Annotated in this window: 20 protein-coding genes and 1 rRNA gene; 11 read left to right on the top strand and 10 right to left on the bottom strand. The window is 41.3% G+C overall.

The features are described from left to right. Positions 1–9: 9 nt before the first annotated feature. Positions 10–1528 (bottom strand): 16S ribosomal RNA (locus WCX87_RS11190). Between the two features lie 471 nt (positions 1529–1999). On the opposite strand from WCX87_RS11190, the gene WCX87_RS11195 reads away from it, so the two are divergent. Next, positions 2000–2707 (top strand): Bax inhibitor-1/YccA family protein, encoded by a 708-nt coding sequence (locus WCX87_RS11195; protein ID WP_345979969.1) that lies wholly within the window; start codon positions 2000–2002, stop codon positions 2705–2707. Then, positions 2700–3095 carry a thiamine-phosphate pyrophosphorylase gene (locus WCX87_RS11200; protein ID WP_345979970.1) on the top strand — a complete coding sequence of 132 codons (396 nt, stop codon included), beginning with the start codon at positions 2700–2702 and terminating at the stop codon, positions 3093–3095. The genes WCX87_RS11195 and WCX87_RS11200 overlap by 8 nt, the downstream gene beginning before the upstream one ends. Here the strand turns inward: WCX87_RS11200 and WCX87_RS11205 are convergent. From WCX87_RS11205 to WCX87_RS11220, 4 genes are read right to left on the bottom strand one after another with little or no spacing between them, the layout of a single operon-like run. After that, a complete protein-coding gene (locus WCX87_RS11205; protein ID WP_345979971.1) occupies positions 3068–3781 on the bottom strand; it encodes a methyltransferase domain-containing protein in 714 nt (237 codons plus the stop codon). The genes WCX87_RS11200 and WCX87_RS11205 overlap by 28 nt on opposite strands. Next, complete coding sequence (locus WCX87_RS11210) at positions 3778–4566, bottom strand: metal ABC transporter permease (protein ID WP_345979972.1); 789 nt, start codon at positions 4564–4566, stop codon at positions 3778–3780. The genes WCX87_RS11205 and WCX87_RS11210 overlap by 4 nt, the downstream gene beginning before the upstream one ends. A 12-nt stretch (positions 4567–4578) precedes the next feature. Then, positions 4579–5343 carry a metal ABC transporter ATP-binding protein gene (locus WCX87_RS11215; RefSeq protein ID WP_345979973.1) on the bottom strand — a complete coding sequence of 255 codons (765 nt, stop codon included), beginning with the start codon at positions 5341–5343 and terminating at the stop codon, positions 4579–4581. Continuing rightward, positions 5340–6296: a metal ABC transporter substrate-binding protein gene (locus WCX87_RS11220; protein ID WP_345979974.1), complete on the bottom strand. Its 957-nt coding sequence runs from the start codon at positions 6294–6296 to the stop codon at positions 5340–5342. Before WCX87_RS11220 ends, WCX87_RS11215 begins: the two co-directional genes overlap by 4 nt. Before the next feature lie 143 nt (positions 6297–6439). Here WCX87_RS11220 and secG point away from each other — a divergent pair, with 143 nt between their 5' ends. From secG to pyrE, 3 genes are all read left to right on the top strand, one after another. After that, entirely contained in the window at positions 6440–6763 is a 324-nt protein-coding gene (secG, locus tag WCX87_RS11225; protein ID WP_345979975.1) for a preprotein translocase subunit SecG, read from the top strand. A gap of 86 nt (positions 6764–6849) precedes the next feature. Then, positions 6850–7407 (top strand): ribosome recycling factor, encoded by a 558-nt coding sequence (gene frr, locus WCX87_RS11230; RefSeq protein WP_345979976.1) that lies wholly within the window; start codon positions 6850–6852, stop codon positions 7405–7407. A 132-nt stretch (positions 7408–7539) separates the two neighbouring features. Continuing rightward, positions 7540–8148 carry an orotate phosphoribosyltransferase gene (gene pyrE, locus WCX87_RS11235; protein WP_345979977.1) on the top strand — a complete coding sequence of 203 codons (609 nt, stop codon included), beginning with the start codon at positions 7540–7542 and terminating at the stop codon, positions 8146–8148. A 98-nt stretch (positions 8149–8246) separates the two neighbouring features. Here the strand turns inward: pyrE and WCX87_RS11240 are convergent, their stop codons facing one another. Further along, positions 8247–9866 (bottom strand): cation:proton antiporter, encoded by a 1620-nt coding sequence (locus tag WCX87_RS11240; protein ID WP_345979978.1) that lies wholly within the window; start codon positions 9864–9866, stop codon positions 8247–8249. A 74-nt stretch (positions 9867–9940) separates the two neighbouring features. Between WCX87_RS11240 and WCX87_RS11245 the strand changes: the two genes are divergently transcribed. Both WCX87_RS11245 and recJ read left to right on the top strand, forming a co-directional pair. After that, positions 9941–11563 (top strand): CTP synthase, encoded by a 1623-nt coding sequence (locus WCX87_RS11245; RefSeq protein WP_345979979.1) that lies wholly within the window; start codon positions 9941–9943, stop codon positions 11561–11563. Beyond that, on the top strand, positions 11547–13142 hold the full coding sequence (gene recJ / locus WCX87_RS11250; protein WP_345979980.1) for a single-stranded-DNA-specific exonuclease RecJ: 1596 nt from the start codon (positions 11547–11549) through the stop codon (positions 13140–13142). Before WCX87_RS11245 ends, recJ begins: the two co-directional genes overlap by 17 nt. Before the next feature lie 4 nt (positions 13143–13146). Here the strand turns inward: recJ and fliI are convergent, their stop codons facing one another. From fliI to rsmA, 4 genes are read right to left on the bottom strand one after another with little or no spacing between them, the layout of a single operon-like run. Next, entirely contained in the window at positions 13147–14451 is a 1305-nt protein-coding gene (gene fliI, locus WCX87_RS11255; protein WP_345979981.1) for a flagellar protein export ATPase FliI, read from the bottom strand. 12 nt (positions 14452–14463) lie between these two features. Next, positions 14464–15042, bottom strand: coding sequence for a GTP cyclohydrolase I FolE (gene folE / locus WCX87_RS11260; RefSeq protein WP_345979982.1), 579 nt, complete (start codon positions 15040–15042; stop codon positions 14464–14466). Between the two features lie 9 nt (positions 15043–15051). Further along, entirely contained in the window at positions 15052–17004 is a 1953-nt protein-coding gene (locus tag WCX87_RS11265; RefSeq protein WP_345979983.1) for a ribonuclease J, read from the bottom strand. 9 nt (positions 17005–17013) lie between these two features. Beyond that, positions 17014–17787, bottom strand: a complete 774-nt coding sequence (gene rsmA, locus WCX87_RS11270) for a 16S rRNA (adenine(1518)-N(6)/adenine(1519)-N(6))-dimethyltransferase RsmA (protein WP_345979984.1) — start codon at positions 17785–17787, stop codon at positions 17014–17016. 209 nt (positions 17788–17996) lie between these two features. On the opposite strand from rsmA, the gene hisF reads away from it, so the two are divergent. From hisF to WCX87_RS11290, 4 genes are all read left to right on the top strand, one after another. Beyond that, positions 17997–18755 (top strand): imidazole glycerol phosphate synthase subunit HisF, encoded by a 759-nt coding sequence (hisF, locus tag WCX87_RS11275; protein ID WP_345979985.1) that lies wholly within the window; start codon positions 17997–17999, stop codon positions 18753–18755. Further along, a complete protein-coding gene (locus WCX87_RS11280) occupies positions 18752–19294 on the top strand; it encodes a purine-nucleoside phosphorylase (protein ID WP_345979986.1) in 543 nt (180 codons plus the stop codon). The genes hisF and WCX87_RS11280 overlap by 4 nt, the downstream gene beginning before the upstream one ends. Beyond that, positions 19291–20355, top strand: a complete 1065-nt coding sequence (gene rlmN, locus WCX87_RS11285; protein ID WP_345979987.1) for a 23S rRNA (adenine(2503)-C(2))-methyltransferase RlmN — start codon at positions 19291–19293, stop codon at positions 20353–20355. Before WCX87_RS11280 ends, rlmN begins: the two co-directional genes overlap by 4 nt. Before the next feature lie 286 nt (positions 20356–20641). Next, the gene (locus WCX87_RS11290) at positions 20642–20890 is read left to right on the top strand and encodes a hypothetical protein (RefSeq protein WP_345979988.1); all 249 of its coding nucleotides are present in this window, start codon (positions 20642–20644) and stop codon (positions 20888–20890) included. Positions 20891–21218 lie beyond the last annotated feature (328 nt).

The raw sequence follows: 21218 nt of genomic DNA on the forward strand, positions 1-21218 counted from the left end.
TTACTCTAGAAAGGAGGTGATCCAACCGCAGGTTCTCCTACGGTTACCTTGTTACGACTTCACCCCAGTCGCTAATTCCACCGTAAGCGGTAGCCCCCCGAAGGTTAGCTTCCCGATTTCGGGTGAAATCAACTCCCATGGTGTGACGGGCGGTGAGTACAAGACCCGGGAACGTATTCACCGTAGCAATGCTGATCTACGATTACTAGTGATTCCAGCTTCATGCTCTCGAGTTGCAGAGAACAATCCGAACTGAGAGACGCTTTAAGAGATTGGCTCCACCTCGCGGTATCGCAACTCTCTGTACGCCCCATTGTAGCACGTGTGTAGCCCTGGCCGTAAGGGCCATGATGACTTGACGTCGTCCTCACCTTCCTCCTCCTTACGAAGGCAGTCTCGTTAGAGTGCTCAGCCGAACTGTTAGCAACTAACGACGAGGGTTGCGCTCGTTGCGGGACTTAACCCAACATCTCACGACACGAGCTGACGACAGCCGTGCAGCACCTGTTTTCAAGTTCCCCGAAAGGCACTTCCGTATCTCTACAGAATTCTATCAATGTCAAGGCCAGGTAAGGTTTTTCGCGTATCTTCGAATTAAACCACATGCTCCACCACTTGTGCGGGTCCCCGTCTATTCCTTTGAGTTTTAATCTTGCGACCGTACTCCCCAGGCGGTTCACTTAATCTGTTAAGTGCATCACCGAGATGACAAGCATCCCGACGACTAGTGAACATCGTTTAGGGCGTGGACTACCAGGGTATCTAATCCTGTTTGCTCCCCACGCTTTCACGCCTTAGCGTCAGTTATGTTCCAGGAGATCGCCTTCGCTTTCGGTATTCCTAGTGATATCTACGGATTTTACCCCTACACCACTAATTCCATCTCCCCCTCCCATACTCTAGGTTACCAGTTTCAAGTGCAGTTCTACAGTTAAGCTGTAGGATTTCACACCTGACTTGGCAACCCGCCTACGCGTCCTTTACGCCCAGTGATTCCGAGTAACGCTTGCACCCTCCGTATTACCGCGGCTGCTGGCACGGAGTTAGCCGGTGCTTATTCATTAGGTACCGTCATTTTCTTCCCTAATAAAAGGAGTTTACACACCGAAATGCGTCATCCTCCACGCGGCGTTGCTGCATCAGGGTTTCCCCCATTGTGCAATATTCCTCACTGCTGCCTCCCGTAGGAGTCTGGTCCGTGTCTCAGTACCAGTGTGGCGGATCATCCTCTCAAACCCGCTACCCGTCATCGCCTTGGTGAGCTCTTACCTCACCAACTAGCTGATAGGATATAGTCTGATCCCAAAGCGAAAAGACATTTCCCGATTAAGCTTGAGCTTAAAAGGTGTATCCAGTATTAATCACCGTTTCCAGTGGCTATCCCGGTCTTTGGGGCACATTAACTATATATTACTCACCCGTGCGCCACTCGTCAGCAAAGAGCAAGCTCTTCCTGTTACCGTTCGACTTGCATGTGTTAAGCACGCCGCCAGCGTTCACTCTGAGCCAGGATCAAACTCTCCATAATTGGTTTGTCTAATCTTTGCCCAAGATTGAAAAATCATTGGCTTCGCCACTATCCGAAGATAATGGTCTTTTATGTATGTATCTAAACATATATATAATATATGAATAGACGGTTGTGTTATTAGTTATTTAAGTAAACTCAAAAACTGCTAACTTTCGTTAGTTATCTTGTCATTTACTTGCTTAGTTTTCAATGATCTCAAACTAGAAAAACTTTCGTCTCTCAAGGCCTAAACTTTAGGTCTCATCGTTTGTGGACGGGAATTATAGGGGAAAATAAAATGAATGTCAAGAGCTTTTTGAAAGAATTTTCATTTTTTTTCAAATTTTTTGAAATTTGTATATTATGAGACCTAAAGCCATATCTATTTTCGTTAACTTTTTGTTCATTTATTTAGTATATATTCACATTGTTAATTATGTGTACAAAAAACTATAATATAATACAGCACATAATATATAGGAGAAAAATATGGGATTATATGATAGAGATTATGCAAGATCTACTTCATTTGGATTTGAAACTGCGCGTCGTACTGAAGCACAGACTGTCTCTTTTGTAAAAGAAACGTACAAACTGTTTGCGGCATCTATGCTTGCAGCAGCGGTCGGAGCGTATGTAGGTATTCCATTTGCAGGTGCAGTTGCAGCTAACTATTGGTTTATAGCTATCCCTTGGATGCTATTTGGAATGTTTGGTTTAAATATGGTTAAAAATAAACCGGGTATCAATATGATCGCACTTTTTGCGTTTACGTTTGCCAGCGGTGTTATCATAACCCCACTTTTAAGTCATATACTTGGAATGAACGGCGGCGGAACTTTAGTCGCAAATGCATTTTTAATGACATCTGCTCTTTTTGGAGCACTGAGCTTTTTTGCAGTTAAAACTACAAAAGACTTTACTACATATAGTAAGCCGTTGATCATAGCGTTCTTTGTTATTCTTGCATTTTCATTGATAAATGTATTTTTTATACACAGTCCGGCTATATTCTTGTTTATCCAAGCTGCGTTCCTGCTTGTTATCAGTGTAATGGTCATCCATGATACGCAAAACGTAATCAACGGTGCCTATGAAACACCTATGGACGGTGCGATCGCTTTATACTTGGATTTCTTTAATCTATTTATAACGCTTTTACAACTTTTTGGCATCTTCGGTTCAAGCGATGACTAATGAACTTACACCCGATCTTTTTCGGGTGTGTGATGCAAATCTCAACCGTTTAAAAGAGGGAATACGTGTCGTCGAAGATATCGCAAGATACAGAGACAACAACAAAGAGCTCTCTTTAAAACTAAAAGAGCTACGCCATCTGGCCAGAGTAGATGATCTTAAACCGTTACTAAACGGAAGAGACAGCGTAAACGATGTCCTGCGTCCCTCGACCTCATCAGAGATGAACAGAGAGACTTTGCAAAACATAATAACTGCAAACTTTAAAAGAGCACAGGAATCGTCCCGCGTCTTAGAAGAGATCTATAAACTGGTAGATGCAGATCTTTCAGAAAACTTCAAACATATAAGATATACTCTTTACGCTTTAGAGAAAGAGTTTATATAAACGACTTCAAACTCTAGATAATTTAACGGATATTCATCCATAAGTTTTTTAGTCTGTTTGTAGTCAAGCACATTGCGCCCTGCACTGACCCCGCTTTTTTTAATATACCTGAACATATCACGGACACTTTCAAACTCTAGCGAGTAGTTCACTACCTCTATATCAGCGGGCAGGTATTGTTTTGCCAGTTCTATGACTTTCTCTTTTGAAGGCGTTATCGGATCTATCTTTGCCGTCTTGTTTATAGCAGCGAATGTCCCTGATGTAAAGATAGCCAGTGAGAATGGAAGATCAAATCTTGCGATGTTTTTAAACACCTCCTCTAAATCCTCTGCCCACTGTAATGCAGAAGCCGATACTATATAGTCAAAATCCTCTTTTAAAAGACTCTCAAAAAGGGCTGTATCGTTAAAGTCTCCAAGGATACAGCTGACGTTTGCAGCTTTTGGATGAAGTTCTAACATCTTGTGAGAGAAATCGACGCCGATAAACTTTTCCAGTTCCCAGTCGATAAGATTATAGACCGCCCCGCTTCCGCATCCAAGATCCAAAATCTTTTTAGGCTTACATGCGAAGTGCCCTGTGGGTGTAAGGGATGTTATAAGCTTTTTTGCGACTTCCTCTTGTATCTGGTTGAACTTAGGATACTCTCGCGCGTACTTTGAAAACTCTTGACTAACTTTCATCTCTTATTTACGACCAACGATATAACAAAAAATAGGATCACACACATGACTATGGTAGCACCTGACGGAAGTGAATAATAGTATGAAAGCGTCATACCGATCACTACTGAAAGAAGTGCAAAAGCTAAAGAGATCAAAACCGTCTTTAAAAATCCCTGTCTGTACTGAAGTGCGGCAATACTTGGGATCACCATAAGTGCACCGATAAGAAGTGTACCGACGACTCTGATAGAGAGTGCGATGATCACTGCGACTATGGTGACAAGCAGATAGTTCAGCATCTTTACTTTTATGCCGCTTGTTTGTGCGACCTCTTCATCATAGGATATAAAGAAAAGCTCTTTGGAAAATCCTAACAACAAAACAAGCGCGATGGAACCGAATATCGCCATAGTGACCAGATCCTCGTCACTCACAGCCAGAATCGAACCAAAGAGATAGCTAAAGAGCGAGTTGTTAAACGCTCCGCCGAGCGACACTATAATGATAGCAAGTGCCAGTCCGCCTGAAAGAAAGATCGCAAGTATCGCGTCTGAATAAAGATGAAACGTACTTCTTAGATACTCTATCAGCCATGCACTGAATATCGCCATCACGACAGCCATCCAAAGTGGAGAAAGCCCTGCAAAAAGTCCTACGGCTACACCGACAAGTGCAGAGTGCGCTAACGTCTCGGTCATCATAGAATAGCGTTTGAGTACGACAAACGAACCGCTGATGGACGCAAGTGTCGCAATAATAAAGCCGGCTATAAACGCTCTTTGCATAAAATCGTATTCAAACATTACTTGTAAACCTTAATGATGGTGGTGATGGTGATAAAGAAGATGTGCATCCACGCCGTAGAGCTTACTCATATCTTCACAGCTTATCGCTTCTTTAGGATCGTTACATGTAAGCAGTCTTCTGTTTACCGTAAAAAGTCTTTTGATGTCGTCTGCGATCACTCCGACATCGTGAGTGATAAAGATAATAGTTATCTTTTCCTCTTTATTCAGGTTTCTAAGAAGTTCGTAAAACCTCTGCTGAGATTTTACATCGACTCCGGTGTTCGGTTCATCGAGGATCAGTACTTCTGGTTTTGAAGCAAGCGCACGTGCTATCATCACTCTTTGTCTTTGTCCGCCTGAAAGCGTACCTATCATCTTGTCTTTTATATCAAGGACATCCATCTTCTTCATGGCATCTTCCACGCAAGCGGCATCCTCTTTAGAGTATCTTGTAAAAAAACCTCTTTTTGCCGTTCTCCCCATCTTGACGACGTCAAGCACTGTGGCAGGAAAACTGATATCCACATGTGAAGCGCGCTGCGGAACATAACCTATCTTGTCCCAGTTTTTAAAATCTTCTATTCTTTTGCCGAATATCTTGATAGTTCCGCTTGTCGGTTTTTCAAGACCTAAAAGCAGACGGATAAGAGTAGTCTTTCCGCCGCCGTTTGGCCCGATGATAGCATCATATTCGCCGGAAAAGATCTTCAATGAAAGCGACTCCAGTATATTCTGCGAGTTCACCCTAAACCCAACTGATGAGACATCAAAGATGGGTACTTCAAACTTCATCGGCACTCTCTCGCCTTTGATATCTTCTCCAGGTTTTGCATCATCAATGAATAGTAGGTACTGCCGTTTTGTAGTTCATCTTTTGTTATGTTGGCAATAGGTTGAAGAAAATCTACCTTTACTTTTGCGTCTGTCGCTATAGCATTTATGACTTTGTCACTTGCAAACGACTCAAAAAATATCGTAGTGATATTGTTTTCTTTTACTTTATCGATGATACTTCCCATCACTTTTGCACTCGGTTCTGCATCAGGAGAAAGCCCGCTGATAGACTCGACATGAAAACCGTATTTTTGAGCCAGATAGGAAAATGCGTTATGATCGACCACTATCGTGTCTATCTTACATGTAAGCATCTTTTGTCTGTACTGAGTATCTATCGTTTTTAGTTTTGCGATGTATGCCTCTGCGTTTGCACTGTACAGCTCTTTGTTCGCCGGCAATAACTTTGTAAACTTCTCTTTTAGAACATTGACGGCTGCTATCATATTGTCCGTGTCAAGCCAGTAATGAGGATCGAACTGCGACTCATGCTGATGACCTGCTTCTTCCTCGTCATCATCATGGTGTGCAGCATCTAAAAGTTTCATGTACTCGCTCATATCCAGCCCATTTTTCTCATCTTCAAAAGTATGAGTCCAAGGCTGAAGTCCTGCACCGCTGAAAACGACAAGGTCCGCGTCATGAAGTCTTGCCATGATCTTTGGAGTAGGTTCGAAATCATGAACCTCTACGCCATATGGTAGAACGCAGAAACACTCTATACTCTCACCTGCAATATTTTTCGCAGCATCGTAAAGAGCGTAAGTACTAAGAGCTACCAGCGGTCTTGATTTAGACTCATCTGCAGCAACTGCCTTCTCATCTGTTTCTGGGCTTACATGTAAGCTGTAATATACAAAAGCCGCTAAAAGCAATACCAATAGAATCGATACAGTTTTGATACTTTTCATACATTCTCTTTTAATTAAAATTACGTGAATTATAGCCAATTAGAACTTTATATTTTGCATCTTTAATATATTTGGATATAATTCGCAACTTTTATATATTCTATCAATGCTTTTAATAAGCCAAAGATAGCAGAGGAATTTATATGACTACAAGCTTTTTGCTTATTGTTCAGATTGTACTCGTGGTTGCAATCGTGATCGTTGTACTTTTACAAAAAAGTTCTAGTATTGGACTAGGTGCATACAGCGGCTCAAACGAGTCTGTTTTTGGAGCTAAAGGACCGGGTAGCTTTTTAGCTAAAGCTACTTTTGTCATCGGTTTTCTATTTTTAGTAAACACTATCGCTCTTGGGTATTTTTACTCTCAAGCTAAAAGCGAATCGGTAGTCGATACGGTAAAAGAAAGCAATGTTATCGAAGCTCCTGTTGCGCCTGCTGCAGTAAAAGAAACAAACTCTACAAAATAAAGTGCAAGATATCTCTTGCACTCAACTCTTTTTTAAAACCATTTCGATACAATTTTATCAATACAATCATCTTCTAAAGGGAACCTATGTTAAACGAAATATTTAATGAATGTGAAACTAAAATGAAAAAAAGCATCGAACACATGATGCATGATTTCAAAACACTTCGTACTGGTAAAGTAACTGTTCAAGTTCTAGATAACGTTAAAATAGATTACTACGGCACAATGACTTCTCTTGACCAAGTCGGTTCTGTTTTAGCTACTGATGCTACTACTATCGTTATCAATCCTTGGGAAAAGAACCTTTTAGGAGCAATAGACAGCGCTATCGCAAAAGCAAACATCGGTGTAAATCCGAACAATGACGGTGATACTATCAAACTGTTTTTCCCGCCTATGACAGTTGAACAACGTCAAGAGAGCGCAAAACAGATGAAAGTTATGGGTGAAAATGCAAAAGTTGCTGTTAGAAATGACAGACGTAATGCAAACGATAAGATCAAAAAACTTGAAAAAGATAAAGAGATCACAGTTGATGAATCAAAATCTGCTCAAGACAATGTTCAAAAACTTACAGATAAATATATCGCTGAAATAGACTCGATTCTGAAAAACAAAGAAGCGGAGATCCTTAAAGTTTAACGCCAAAGCAACAAAGTCACTTTGACTGCGCTAACGCTGAGTTCCACCCCTTAAAAGGGTACCGAGGTCCTCGGCAGAGAGCCTACGCACCGTTGGTGCTTATTTTCACAAATTAATTATTAGGAACTTCAAATGGATGTCAAAAAAATCTATATGGACGCAAATGCTCTTTTAGAGGGCCACTTCAAACTAAGCTCTGGAAATCACTCCCAGTTTTATTTACAATCAGCAAAGGTCTTAGAAGACCCTAAGACTGCAAATCTTTTAGCTACAGCACTGGCTAAACAGATAAAAGAGAGCGGTTTAGAGATAGATACGGTCTGTGCACCTGCACTTGGCGGACTGATCGCAGGATACGCTCTTGCTCAGGCACTTGACTGCAGATACATCTTTGCTGAACGCGTTAACGGAGAGATGAGCATCCGCCGCGGTTTTGAAGTAAGCGAAGGTGAAAAAGTCCTTATGTGTGAAGATATCATAACAACAGGCGGTTCAGCGATGGAAGCTGCAGCAGTGGTTGAATCTCTCGGCGGGAAGATCGTAGGTGTCGCAGCACTGGCGAACCGCGGTTTTTGTAAACGTGAGCACAGCGATGTTGTGACAAAACCAAACTGTAAACTGCCTCAAGATATCCCGTTCTTCGCACTTGCAGACTTTACATTCGAGATGTATGCACCTGATGCATGTCCTCTTTGTAAAGATGGAAGCGAAGCTATAAAACCGGGTTCACGCGGGAACTAATCAACTATAACGCTAAAAGAAGTTAATTCTTTTAGCTACGCTAGCCGCTATGGCACTAAAGCTTGACACTTTGTGTCAGAGATCAGCTCTTTTGTCCCCTATATTTTTAACTGGCAGGTCATCGTCTTTTCTACAAGCACTCTTGCGACCTCCTGTTTTCCATCTACCATCATAGATATATCCAGATCTTTTAATCTTTCCTTCTCTTGAAGAGAGACTACTTTGACGATCAGATTTATGTTTCTGCTCTCCTTTAAGACAGCCTCGCAGATCAAACGTTTTTTCTCCATATTATCAAGCGTGACGATAACTGCAGAAGAGTCTTTAACACTTAGAGCATCCAGTATGGGACGTTTTGACATATCTCCAAGATATGCTTCTTTCCCGTCTCTAAGAGCTTTTAGTACATATTTCGGATTGTTGTCTATGATGATATACGGGACATTGTAACCATCTAGATACTTCGCGACAAACTTTCCGACGATACTGTACCCACACACTATGATGTGATCTACTTTTTTATCCATCGCTATAACTTCGGGAACCTGTGACTTCTCTTTTATGATAAACGACGCGATAGTCTTGACCTGAGCGATAAAGAAGGGTGTAATGATCATAGATAGAATGACTATCAAAACCAGAAGCTGTGTCAGGTGCTTATCCAGTATGCCGTTCATACTTGCAATGGCAAAGATAACAAACGAGAACTCCCCCACTTGAGAAAGTGCAAGAGCCGTTTTAAGTGCATTTGAACTGTCACTCGTAAATCTCAGTACGATAAATGCCACTAAAGTCTTTATGACCAGTATTGCAGAGAATATCCCCAGTATCAAACCGACATTATCTAGGAAAAACCCTATATCTACTTTCATACCAACGACCACAAAAAAGATACCGAGCAGTATATCTTTAAACGGTGCGATGTCCGACTCGACCTTATGATGGTATCTTGTCTCGGCGATGACCATACCTGCAACAAATGCACCCAGTGAATAGGTAAATCCCATAAAATTTGCAAGCAGAGATGCACTGATGACGATAAACAGGACTGACGCCATAAACAGTTCATCGACCTCCGATGAAGCCGAGAAATGAAGCAGCCAAGCCATAAAACGCTTACCGATGACGAACATAAATCCAAGGACGATGAAAGCACTCACAACTGTATGAAGAATGATCGTTGAGAGCTCTTTATCGCTTTCGTTTGAGAGTATCCCGATCAAGATCAGTATCGGGATCACTGCGATATCTTGGAATATCAGTATTCCCGTTGATTTACGTCCATAGATACTGTAGATATCTTTCGAGCTTTTTAGATAACTTAACACTATTGCCGTAGATGAAAGAGAAACGGCAAGGGCAATGATCAACGAAGACTTTAGATCCTGATGAAGAAGGTAGTGGAGTATCATATATGCTGTAAATGCCGTAAATAAAACTTGCAAAGGCCCGTTAACAAAGATAAGCTGCTTCATCGTGTTCATCTTTGCCAGCGATATCTCCAGCCCTATGGTAAACATCAAAAAAACAATACCGAACTCGCCGATATGTTCGAGCATATTGGAATCGAGTATATCTTTGAGGTCAAAAAGATAAACTACTATAGTCCCTGTCATAATATAACCGATAATCTGCGATACGCCTATACGTTTTAACACTAAATTTAAGACCGTAGAGACACCTAAAATAAAAACTATATAAAATAATACCGATTCCATAAAACTCTTTTCTGATTTTCTAAGCCATAATAGTATATAATTTCATCTAAATAACAGATTATGGAGATATTTTGATGACTAAGTACATTTTTGTGACCGGAGGGGTTTTAAGCTCACTAGGTAAAGGTATTACTGCGGCTAGTATCGGAACGCTGCTTAAACACTCCGGCATAAATGTAGGGATGTTGAAGATAGATCCATACATTAACGTCGATCCGGGGACTATGAGTCCACTGGAGCACGGTGAGGTCTTCGTTACCAGAGACGGTGCAGAGACCGACCTTGATATCGGTAACTATGAAAGATTTCTAGATACATCATTCCTTAAAACAAGTAACTTTACGACCGGGCAGGTCTATCTTTCTGTAATCGAACGTGAAAGAAGCGGCGGATATTTAGGTCAGACTATCCAGGTCGTTCCTCATATCGTAGGCGAGATAGTAAACCGTATCAAAAAAGCGGGAGAAGGTCGTGATGTCCTTATCGTAGAGCTTGGAGGGACTGTCGGAGATATCGAAGGTCTTCCGTTTATGGAAGCGATCCGTCAGATGAAACATGATGAAGAGGTCGAAGGTACTTTCTTTGCGCATGTCGCACTTATCCCTTTCATCAAAGCGGCAGGCGAGCTCAAAAGTAAACCGACTCAGCACTCTGTCCAAGAACTTCGCCGTATCGGTATCACTCCGCATATGATCATCGCAAGAAGTGAAAACGCTCTTCCTAAGACGTTCAAGAAAAAACTTGCAATGAGCTGTGACGTCAGTCAAGACAGTGTCGTTGAAGCACTTGATGCTGCGACTATCTATGATGTTCCGATGTCGTTTTTAAGACAAAACATCCTAAACCCTATAGCAAAAGAACTAGGTCTAGGCGAACTGAACCCAGATATGGAAAAATGGGACGATCTTGTTAAGAAGATCGTACAGCCTAAAAACCGTATCGTTCTTGGTTTTGTAGGGAAATACCTCCAGTTAAAAGAGTCGTATAAATCTCTTACAGAATCACTGATCCACTCAGGTGCTCATCTTGATACTCGCGTTGACATTTTATGGGTCGACAGTGAAGAGATAGAAGAAAAAGGTGCTGAAGCACTGTTAGCAGAGTGTGATTCTATTCTTGTTGCGGGCGGTTTCGGTAACCGTGGTGTAGAGGGTAAAATTCAAGCCATCAACTATGCACGTACTAACAAGATACCGTATCTTGGTATCTGTCTTGGTATGCAGCTGACACTTGTAGAGTATGCTAGAAACGTACTTGGCTATGAGGGTGCGAACTCTACAGAGTTTGATGAGAACACACCATATCCGATGATCTATCTGATAGACAACTTTTTAGATCAAAGCGGAAGCCAGCAGCTGCGTACTCATACATCTCCGATGGGCGGAACACTTCGTCTTGGAGAGTATCCGTGTGAAACAAAAGAGGGATCGATCCTTCGTGATGCATACAACGGTGAAAAGATCATATTCGAGCGTCACCGCCACCGTTATGAAGCAAACCCTACATACCGTAAAGCACTTGAAGATGCTGGTATGATAGTCACAGGTGAATCAAACGGTCTGATAGAGACGGTAGAGGTAAAAGACCATCCATGGTTCTTAGGCGTACAGTTCCACCCTGAGTTCACATCACGTCTACAGACTCCAAACCCTACTATCTTAGCATTTGTAAAAGCGACTCTTGAACATATTTCCTGATATCCCCCTGCTAACAGCCGATAAACTCTATCAGCTGCTGGCAAGTCGTTTTTCTGATCATAAAAAATTAAAAGACATTCCCTCTCCTGCACTTTTAAAAAACTCCAAAAAAGCTGCACAGCGAATTGCACATGCCATCAAAAACAAAGAACGTATTACGCTTGTAGGCGACTATGATGTCGACGGTGTCACCTCTACATCTATAATGGTGCTTTTTTTCAGAGAGATAAACTACCCGCTGACAGCCATCATACCAAACAGATTTCGCGACGGATACGGCGTAAATGCGAATGTCCTCCAAAGAGTCGATGCTGATCTTGTTATAACCGTGGATAACGGTATAACAGCCGTAGAGGCGGCAGATATCTGTAAAGAGAGAGAGATCGACCTTATCATCACAGACCATCATACACCTTCTGACGAGCTTCCTGACGCCTATGCAATAGTCAATCCAAAGCTTGACGAGTGTGTCTACCCGTTTAAAGAGATCTGCGGTGCAGAAGTAGCCTGGCTGCTTTTAGGGCTTGTAAAAAAAGAGCTTGAGGTAGATGTGGACATGAGACAGTATCTAGACCTTGTCGCCCTTGCCGTGATAGCTGACGTTATGCCGCTTTATGACATAAACCGCGCGATCGTAAAAGAGGGGCTCAAGCAGATGGCATTTTCTTCTCGCCCCTCATCCGTCATAATCAGAGAGTTTTTAAACAAAAGCTCCCTCTCCTCCGAAGATATCGCTTTTAGCATTGCACCGCGCATCAACTCGGCAGGAAGGCTTGAAGACGCATCCATAGCTTTAGAGTTTTTAACGGCAGAGACTCTTGAAACAGCTGCTAAGCAGTTTGAGATACTCAACAATCTAAACAACATACGAAAAGCAACGGAAGCAGATACCACAGAGATCGCATGCTTACATGTAAACAGCGAAGACAAAGTCATCGTAGTAGCAGGTGAAAACTGGCATGAGGGAGTCGTGGGTATCGTCGCATCAAGACTGGTAAATAGATTTAAAAAACCTGCAATCGTATTAAATATCCATGCCGACACCGCAAAAGGGAGTGCAAGAAGCATAGGAGATGTAGATATCTTCTCGCTTATAAACTCTCAAAAAGGGCTTTTGACAAAGTTTGGCGGTCATAAAATGGCAGCCGGGCTTAGCTTACATGTAAGCAATATAGATGAGTTTAAAGCCGCTATAAACAGAGAAGCTCAAAATATAGATCCAAATGATTTTATACCAAAAGAGGATATCCTAGGCGAGCTTGCAAGTGAAGCGATCAACTTTGAGCTGCTTGATATCCTAGAGAAGTTCGAACCTTACGGCGAGGGAAATCCACGTCCAAGATTTCTTATCAAAGATGCAGAACTTCTACAGGTAAGGCTTTTCGGTGCAGACAGATCTCACAGCAGATTAAATGTCAGGGTAAAACCCTACGACAGACAAACCATAGAGATCGTGGCGTTTAGACAAGTCTTAGAGGTTCCCGAAGATAAAAAGATAACATGCAGCTACACAGTCAACAAAAATGTTTTTAACGGAAGGACATCCGTTCAGCTGATGCTGGACAATATCTACTTATAATCCATTACTTCATCAGTTCAATAAGCTCTTGGACACTCGCGTTAAAATCACTTTGGTTAGAAGCTTTTTGACTCATAAAGGCTTCCATAGCCTCTTTTTTATTGATAGCCTCATCCAACTCTTTATCACTTCCCTTTGTATAAGCACCGATGCGTATCAGCGTCTCATTTTCACGAAGAAGCGTATAAAGACGTCTGAACTTGATAGCCGCTTTAAAATGTTCTTCATCTATGATATCCGTCATAACCCTCGAGGCAGAATTCAGGATGTTTATAGGAGGATAGATACCAAAGTCTGTCAGTTCACGGGAAAGTACGATATGCCCGTCAAGAATAGAACGTGACTGATCGGCGATCGGATCACTCATATCATCCCCCTCTATCAAAACTGTAAAAAAAGCAGTAATCGAACCCTTGCCTTCCTCTTTTCCAGCTCTTTCCATCAGCTGCGGCAGCAGCGTTAAAGATGACGGCGGATAACCCTTTGACGTTGGAGGCTCGCCAAGGGCTAGTCCTATCTCACGCTGAGCCATTGCAAAACGTGTGACGGAATCCATGATAAAAAGTACATCATGTCCCATCTCTTTAAAGTACTCGGCAACACTCATCGCCGAAAATGCCCCGTACTTACGCATCAGGGGAGAATCATCCGAAGTCGCTACGACGATCACCGTGTTTTCCAAGTTTCCACCGAGGTTTTTCTCTATAAATTCAGGGACCTCACGTCCACGCTCACCGATAAGGGCTACGACTTTTATAGGCGCCTGACTTCCTCTAACGATCATCCCCATCAATGTCGACTTACCGACACCGCTTCCTGCGAAGATACCGAGCTTCTGACCTTTTCCGCATGTCAAAAAGCTATCTATAGTCTTTACGCCGACGCCGAACACCTCATTTATCATCCCGCGCTTCATCGCTTCTATTGGTGCTTTGATAATTGGGTTTAATCTGTCTGACTGTATGTGCCCCTTGCCGTCTATGGGCTTCATAAAAGGGTCGACGACACGCCCTAGTAATGCTTCACTCACAGGGATATTCATTCCGTTTGAGTTTTGATACACTTTGTCTTGTGAACAAAATCCCTCGACAAAACTAAAAGGAGTTATGTAAAAAACAGTATCGTCTATCTCCGTGACCATTCCCGTAGTATGCAGATCTGAACTGCTTGAGACTATTTTTACCATATCTCCGATGCTTACTTGCAAGCCTCTTGCCGTGATGACATTAGCATTTATCTTAATGACCTCTCCAAAAGAGGTCGAGAAAGTTTTTGAAGCAAGTTTTGATTTGAGTGATTTAAAAGGCATGAGTCAGCACTTTTAGTAGCGATTTCCAACCGGTGCGTTGATAAGAGAAAAGAACTCCGCACGAGTTTTTTCATCGCTTTTGAAAAGTCCGCGCAAAGCGCTTGAAGTCGTCGTCGAGTTTATCTTCTCGACTCCGCGCATCTCCATACACATATGGCGTGCCTGGATAACGACTGCCACGCCTTTAGGCTTGATAGTCTGCATGATCGCATCCGCTATCTGCTCTGTGAGCTGCTCTTGGATCTGCATACGACGTGCGAACACATTGACAACGCGAGGGATCTTAGAAAGTCCTACGACCTTCCCATCAGGTATATAAGCCACATGAGCACGCCCGATGATAGGAAGAAGATGGTGTTCACATGTAGAGTAAAGCTCTATATCTTTTATGACCACCATCTCATCATTTGAACTTGTAAAAAGAGCCGAGTTAAGTATCTCGTTTGCATCCTCTTTATATCCGCCGTACATAAACTCATATGCTTTGCGAACACGCTCAGGTGTCTTTAGAAGGCCCTCTCTTGAAGGGTCTTCACCTACACTTTGAATGATCAGTCTTACAGCTTCTTCAAACTCTTTTTCACTTGCCATTTTTTACCCTTACATTATAAATACAGTAGGAACGATCAATGGATATTTTTTCATTTTACGGTAAATATGCTTTCTAACAACTTGGCGTAAGTCGTTTTCTAAAGCTCTCGGATTTTGAATCAAGCCCTCTTTCATGTTGATAAGGAAATGCTCTAAAACATCTTCCATCTCAAGTGCAAAAGCTTTATCCTGTTTGTCTGCTACCAGACCAAAAGTCGTGACTCTCGGTTTTGCTATCATCTTCGAATTGCTCTCGTTTACCTGAGCGATTATCATTACGATACCCTCTTGAGCAAGTTTTTGACGATCCATAACGATATCGTCTTCGATCTGATGGTTGTTTTGGTTATCGATATATGTTTTTCCCGTTTTAACAGTTTTTGCTTTACGCATAAACTTCGGACCGACCTCTATACAGTCACCGTCATTCATAAGAAGGATATTACGCTCAGGAACGCCACACATAATAGCAGTCTCTTTATGTTTCATGATGTGATTGTACTCACCGTGAACCGGTAAAAAGAACTTAGGATTCACAAGACGAAGCATAAGTTTTTGCTCTTCCATACTCGCGTGACCTGAAACGTGGATGTCTCTATCAGCTGCCACTTTAGCACCTGCGCGCTGCAGGTGGTTAAGCATAGCAGAGATAGATCCTTCGTTACCAGGGATAGCACGAGCAGAAAGTACGATAAGATCTGTCGGTTTTATCTTGATATGTCTGTGCTCACCGATAGACATTCTAAAAAGCGCACTGCTCGGCTCACCTTGAGAACCTGTAGTCACGATAAGAACATCTTTATCGTTCATACGAGTTACTTCATCCGCATCGACGAAGATATTTTTTGGAAGTTTGATGTAATCGTACTGCATACAAACTTCTAAGTTTCTCTCCATAGAACGACCGATGACACATACTTTACGTCCATGCTTGATACCGTACTGGATAGCTTGATAAACACGGTGAATGTTCGAGCTGAACGTTGACATGATGATACGTCCCTCTGCCTTAGCGAAGATACGGTCAAAACCAGGTGCTACTGTAAGTTCACTCGGTGTCGGTGTCGTATTATACGAGTTCGTAGAATCACTTAACAGACATAAAACACCCTTCTCGCCGTAAGATGCAAGACGGTGCAGGTCCGCCGTGTAGCCGTCAACTGGAGTATGATCTATCTTAAAGTCACCCGTATGAATGATCGTCCCGGCATCTGTAGTGATCGCTAAAGATGATGAATCGATAATAGAGTGAGTCATGTGCATCCACTCAATCTTGAAATCGTTTCCTATCTCGTAGACTTTACGCTTTTCAACAGGATTGAAATATCTTCTGAACTCTTTTAAGTGATGCTCGTCAAATTTGTTTCCTATCATCGCAAGAGGAAGCGGAGTCCCGTAGATAGGAAATTGCATCTCTTTAAACAGGTACGGAACCGCACCGATATGATCTTCATGGGCGTGCGTTATGATAACAGCAACGATCTTGTTTCTTATCTCTCTTATGTATGAAAAATCAGGAACTAAGATATCCACACCATGCATATCTTCATCAGGGAAACTCATCCCTACATCGATAAGGATCGCCTCTTTTTCCGTTTCAAATACAGTGATGTTTCCACCGATCTCACCCAGACCTCCAAGTGGAGTAATACGAACTTTATCTGTACTGTTAAGATTTAGTTTATAGTGAGGATTTAAACGCTGCTTATGAATATCTTGATTTTTTGTGACAAACTCTTTTAAAGTCGTGTCTATCGGGGCAGGTGCGTTACGACGGCGGTTGCGGTTATTATTGCTGTTAGCGCCACTATTTGCGTTATTGCGGCTTTGAGGAGCATTTGGATTGCTCTTAGCATTTCTATTACGGTTTTGATTATTTGGTCTTCTGTTTTGATTATTGTTTGGTTTTTTATTGTTTTGCTCAGGCATTACTGCCTGTGCACCTTCACTGGCTTCACTCATCCAAACTCCTTATATTTTTTTATAGAGTTGGTGATAGTCGGTAGTGCTGAGCTGATGGGGTCGAATTGTTACTGAGAGATTCATTTCTTCAAAAATCTCTAAAAGTCTTTGCTTGTCATAGCGTGATGAAAGATTTTTAAGAAGTGTCTTTCTAGGCTGCGCAAAGGCAACTTTTAACATATCTTCAAAATCTTTATCGCTTCTGTCTGCGTGCTTTTCTATAAGCATAACAGCAGAATCCACTTTTGGCATAGGGTCAAAGGCAGAAGGGGGTACATCGATGACGATGGAAGCAGTCCCCACACTCTGAGTTATCACACTAAGTCCGCTAAAAACTTTATCTCCAACGTTAGCCGCAAATTTCAATGCGACTTCACGCTGGACCATAACAAGAAGAGACTTACACATAGGATCTGCGAGTGCTTTAAGTATGATGTTCGTTGCTATATAATATGGTAGGTTTGCTACCAGATCATACGGCTCATCAACAAGCGTGCTCTGCCAAGCTTCTAAAACATCCCCACAATTAATGTGGAGTCGCTTGGTAGCGATCTCATCTTTAAACGTGCGTTCAAGTCTCTTACATAAATCGGTATCGACCTCAAAAGCTTCTACACTTTTGACATTAACTAAAAATTTAGTCAAATCACCTAAGCCAGGCCCAATCTCTACGATCTTTCGATCATTTTTGGGCATCGCTTCGACAATTTTTCTAAGAACGCTTTCATCTTTTAAAAAATTCTGACCAAACTTCTTTTTGGCTTCAATGCGTTCGTTATTCATAACGATAGTCTATCTCATTTAGACTTATAAATAGATAATAACCTGTTACGTCTAGCGATATTTTAAATAATTATACCTATATAGTATCTATTCATTCCTTAATATTTATCATTATACATAATGCAAATCGGTAAATCATAAGTTATATATACTCATAAGAATAATATGGATAAAATGTCAGACTTATAAAAATATAGAGAAAGCTTTCAATGGACTACTTTGCAAAACGTATCATTCCATGTCTAGATGTTAAAGACGGCCGCGTCGTAAAAGGCGTGAATTTCGTCGGTTTAAAAGATGCAGGAGACCCCGTCGAAGTAGCACGCCGCTACAATGAAGAGGGTGCGGACGAATTGACATTTTTAGATATAACAGCATCAAGCGACAACCGCGATACTATCGTGGATATCGTTGCGCAGGTAGCACGTGAGATATTTATCCCTCTGACTGTAGGCGGCGGAATCAGAAAGCTTGACGACATCTATAAACTTTTAAACGTCGGATGTGACAAAGTCAGCGTAAACTCTGCAGCTGTAAAACGTCCCGAACTCATAGACGAGGGCGCTAAAAGATTTGGTTCACAATGTATCGTAACTGCGATCGACGTTAAAAAAACGGGTGATAAATACCACGTTTATCTAAACGGCGGACGTGTAGACACGGGCATAGACGCTGTAGAATGGGCGAAAGAGGTCGTAGACCGCGGAAGCGGAGAGATACTTCTCACCTCGATGGATACAGACGGTACAAAAGCGGGATTTGAGCTTAACATCACTGAGCAGATTAGTAAAGCGGTTAACGTACCTGTTATCGCAAGCGGCGGAGCAGGGACGATGGAACATATCAAAGAGGCATTTGAACACGGTGCAGACGCTGCACTTGCCGCAAGTATCTTTCACTATAAAGAGATAGATATTATGGAGCTTAAACACTATCTTCATAAAAACGGTATTCCGGTTCGCCTATGATCATCTGCGCAGGGAACAACGAGAACTTTGATTTTGCGACTCCTATGGGAGTAGGACTGATAGAAACGGCCATGAACATAACCAGGCTCTGTCTTTTTGACAAGCCTGAGTTTCTGCTTTTTGTAGGAACTGCAGGAAGTTACGGAGATGCAAATATCTTCGACATCATAGAATCAAAAACAGCAGCTAACGTAGAGTTAGCATTTTTAAATGATGACGTATATACGCCGCTAGACAATGTGATCTCGACTAACACTACTAACAAAAAAGATGTTATCGTCAACTCGTCAAACTATATAAGTACCAATGCCGAACTAGCAAAAAAGTTTTTAAAACTGGGCATAGGCATTGAGAACATGGAGTTCTTCTCTGTCTTAAAAGTTGCACAAGAGTTTAATATTCCTGCAGGCGGAGTGTTTTGTGTCACTAACTATACGGATAAAAATGCTCACGAAGAGTTTGTAAAAAATCATGAAAAAGCAAAAGAGCTACTTGCTATACATGTAAAAAATCGAATCAAAGAACTAACACAAAAATGAAACCGTCACTACTAGATTTTACTAAAGAAGAGTTGGCACAAAAGATAAAACCTGCTTTTCGTGCAAAGCAGATATTTGGCTGGATATACCATAACTATGTGGACAGTTTTGATGAGATGCAAAACATCCCAAAAGCACTTCGTGAAGAACTGGCGCAAAACTATGTGATCAATCCTTTGAAGATCGTAAAAAAAGAGATCTCTACAGACGGAACTATCAAGTATCTTTTTGAACTACAAGACGGTAAAACGGTAGAGACCGTATGGCTGAAGATGAAAGACGACATCTATGAAGATGGAAAACTCGTCCAAGAGGCAAAATACACGGTTTGTGTCTCAAGTCAGGTAGGCTGTAAAGTAGGGTGCAGTTTTTGTCTTACTGCAAAAGGCGGATTTACAAGAGATCTTACAGCGGGTGAGATAGTAGCACAGGTCTTAGCTGTTAAAAAAGACAACAATCATGCACACAACAGAAGAGTCAACATCGTCTATATGGGTATGGGTGAACCTCTTGATAATCTTGATAACCTTACAAAAGCCATCAAGATCTTTCAAGACGAAGAGGGTCTTGCTATCTCAGGTAAACGCCAGACAGTCTCTACAAGCGGTCTAAGCAGTAAAATAGACAAACTAGGTGAGATGGATCTAGGCGTCCATATAGCCATATCTCTTCATGCTGTCGATGATGAGCTTAGAACTGAACTGATACCGATGAATAAAGCCAATAATATCTCTTCTATAATAGAAGCGGTCAAACGCTTTCCTATCGATACAAGAAAAAGAGTCATGTTCGAGTATCTCGTCATAAAAGATAAAAACGACGATATAGCATCTGCAAAAAAACTTGTAAAGCTTCTTAGCGGTATAAAAGCAAAAGTAAACCTTATCTACTTCAATCCATATCCGGGGACTGACTATAAACGTCCTAGCAGAGAAGACATGGTCAAATTCCAAGAGTATCTTGTAAACCACGGCCTGTTATGTACCATCCGTGACTCTAAAGGTATAGACATCAGTGCAGCCTGCGGACAGCTTAAAGAAAAACAGCTGGATCAAGCATAATAATCATATAAGTAAATAGCATTTTGTATATACTTCTTTCAGGAGTGTTTAATTATAAAGGATATTGTATGGTGAAAGAAGGATTGACTGTTGCCGATATCGGGCAGGTAATATTCTTGATTCTCGTAGTAGGCATTGGTGTCGGCGGATTTATCTACGCAGCGTTAAAAGAGGAAAAATAAGTTCAACTGCTTAAATCTTCAACAAAAAAGTAATCAAACCGATATAATCTTTTCATATAATTTTATTTGGGTGGTAAACGCCTAAATACTATAAAGGAAAAGATTTGTCACAAAAACAATCAAAAAAGACAACGTCAGATCGTATTAAACAGATATATGATCTTTGTAAAGAACATTTTGGCGATGTTCGTTTTGTCGGTATAAAATACCATGATAAAATAGGGTGGATAGCAAAAGCTCAATTTAACGGCGACTTTGAAAATCTGACTGCAGAAGGTAAAGATATAACTGACGCTCTTCGTAATCTCAAAAACAGAATCAAAAAGATTATAAAACGCTACAATGAAGTTTGATCGGAGTAAAACGGTCAACACTCCAGGGAGACCGTTTATGGTTGTAATATTATCATAGTAATCTTATACTAAACAAAAAAACTTCATAGCATATTCACTGACTTAAATAAAATTAATTTTGTAAAATTCTTCTACTTTTTTACCAATGTGTGTAGAATTCACACTGTGTTCTAAAATGTGAAAAAACTATGTCCCAAAGATAGGGATCTCTTATAATTTACACCTTTTATAAGCATCGTTTTATATAAAATTATTCTTAAAGATGAGAATATTCACACTAGCTAGAAAGCCCTATTTTGGGAGATTCAAGAGAACTTAAGAATAATAA

The sequence above is a fragment of the Sulfurimonas sp. HSL3-2 genome, assembly GCF_039645965.1.
Classification (GTDB): domain Bacteria; phylum Campylobacterota; class Campylobacteria; order Campylobacterales; family Sulfurimonadaceae; genus Hydrocurvibacter; species Hydrocurvibacter mobilis.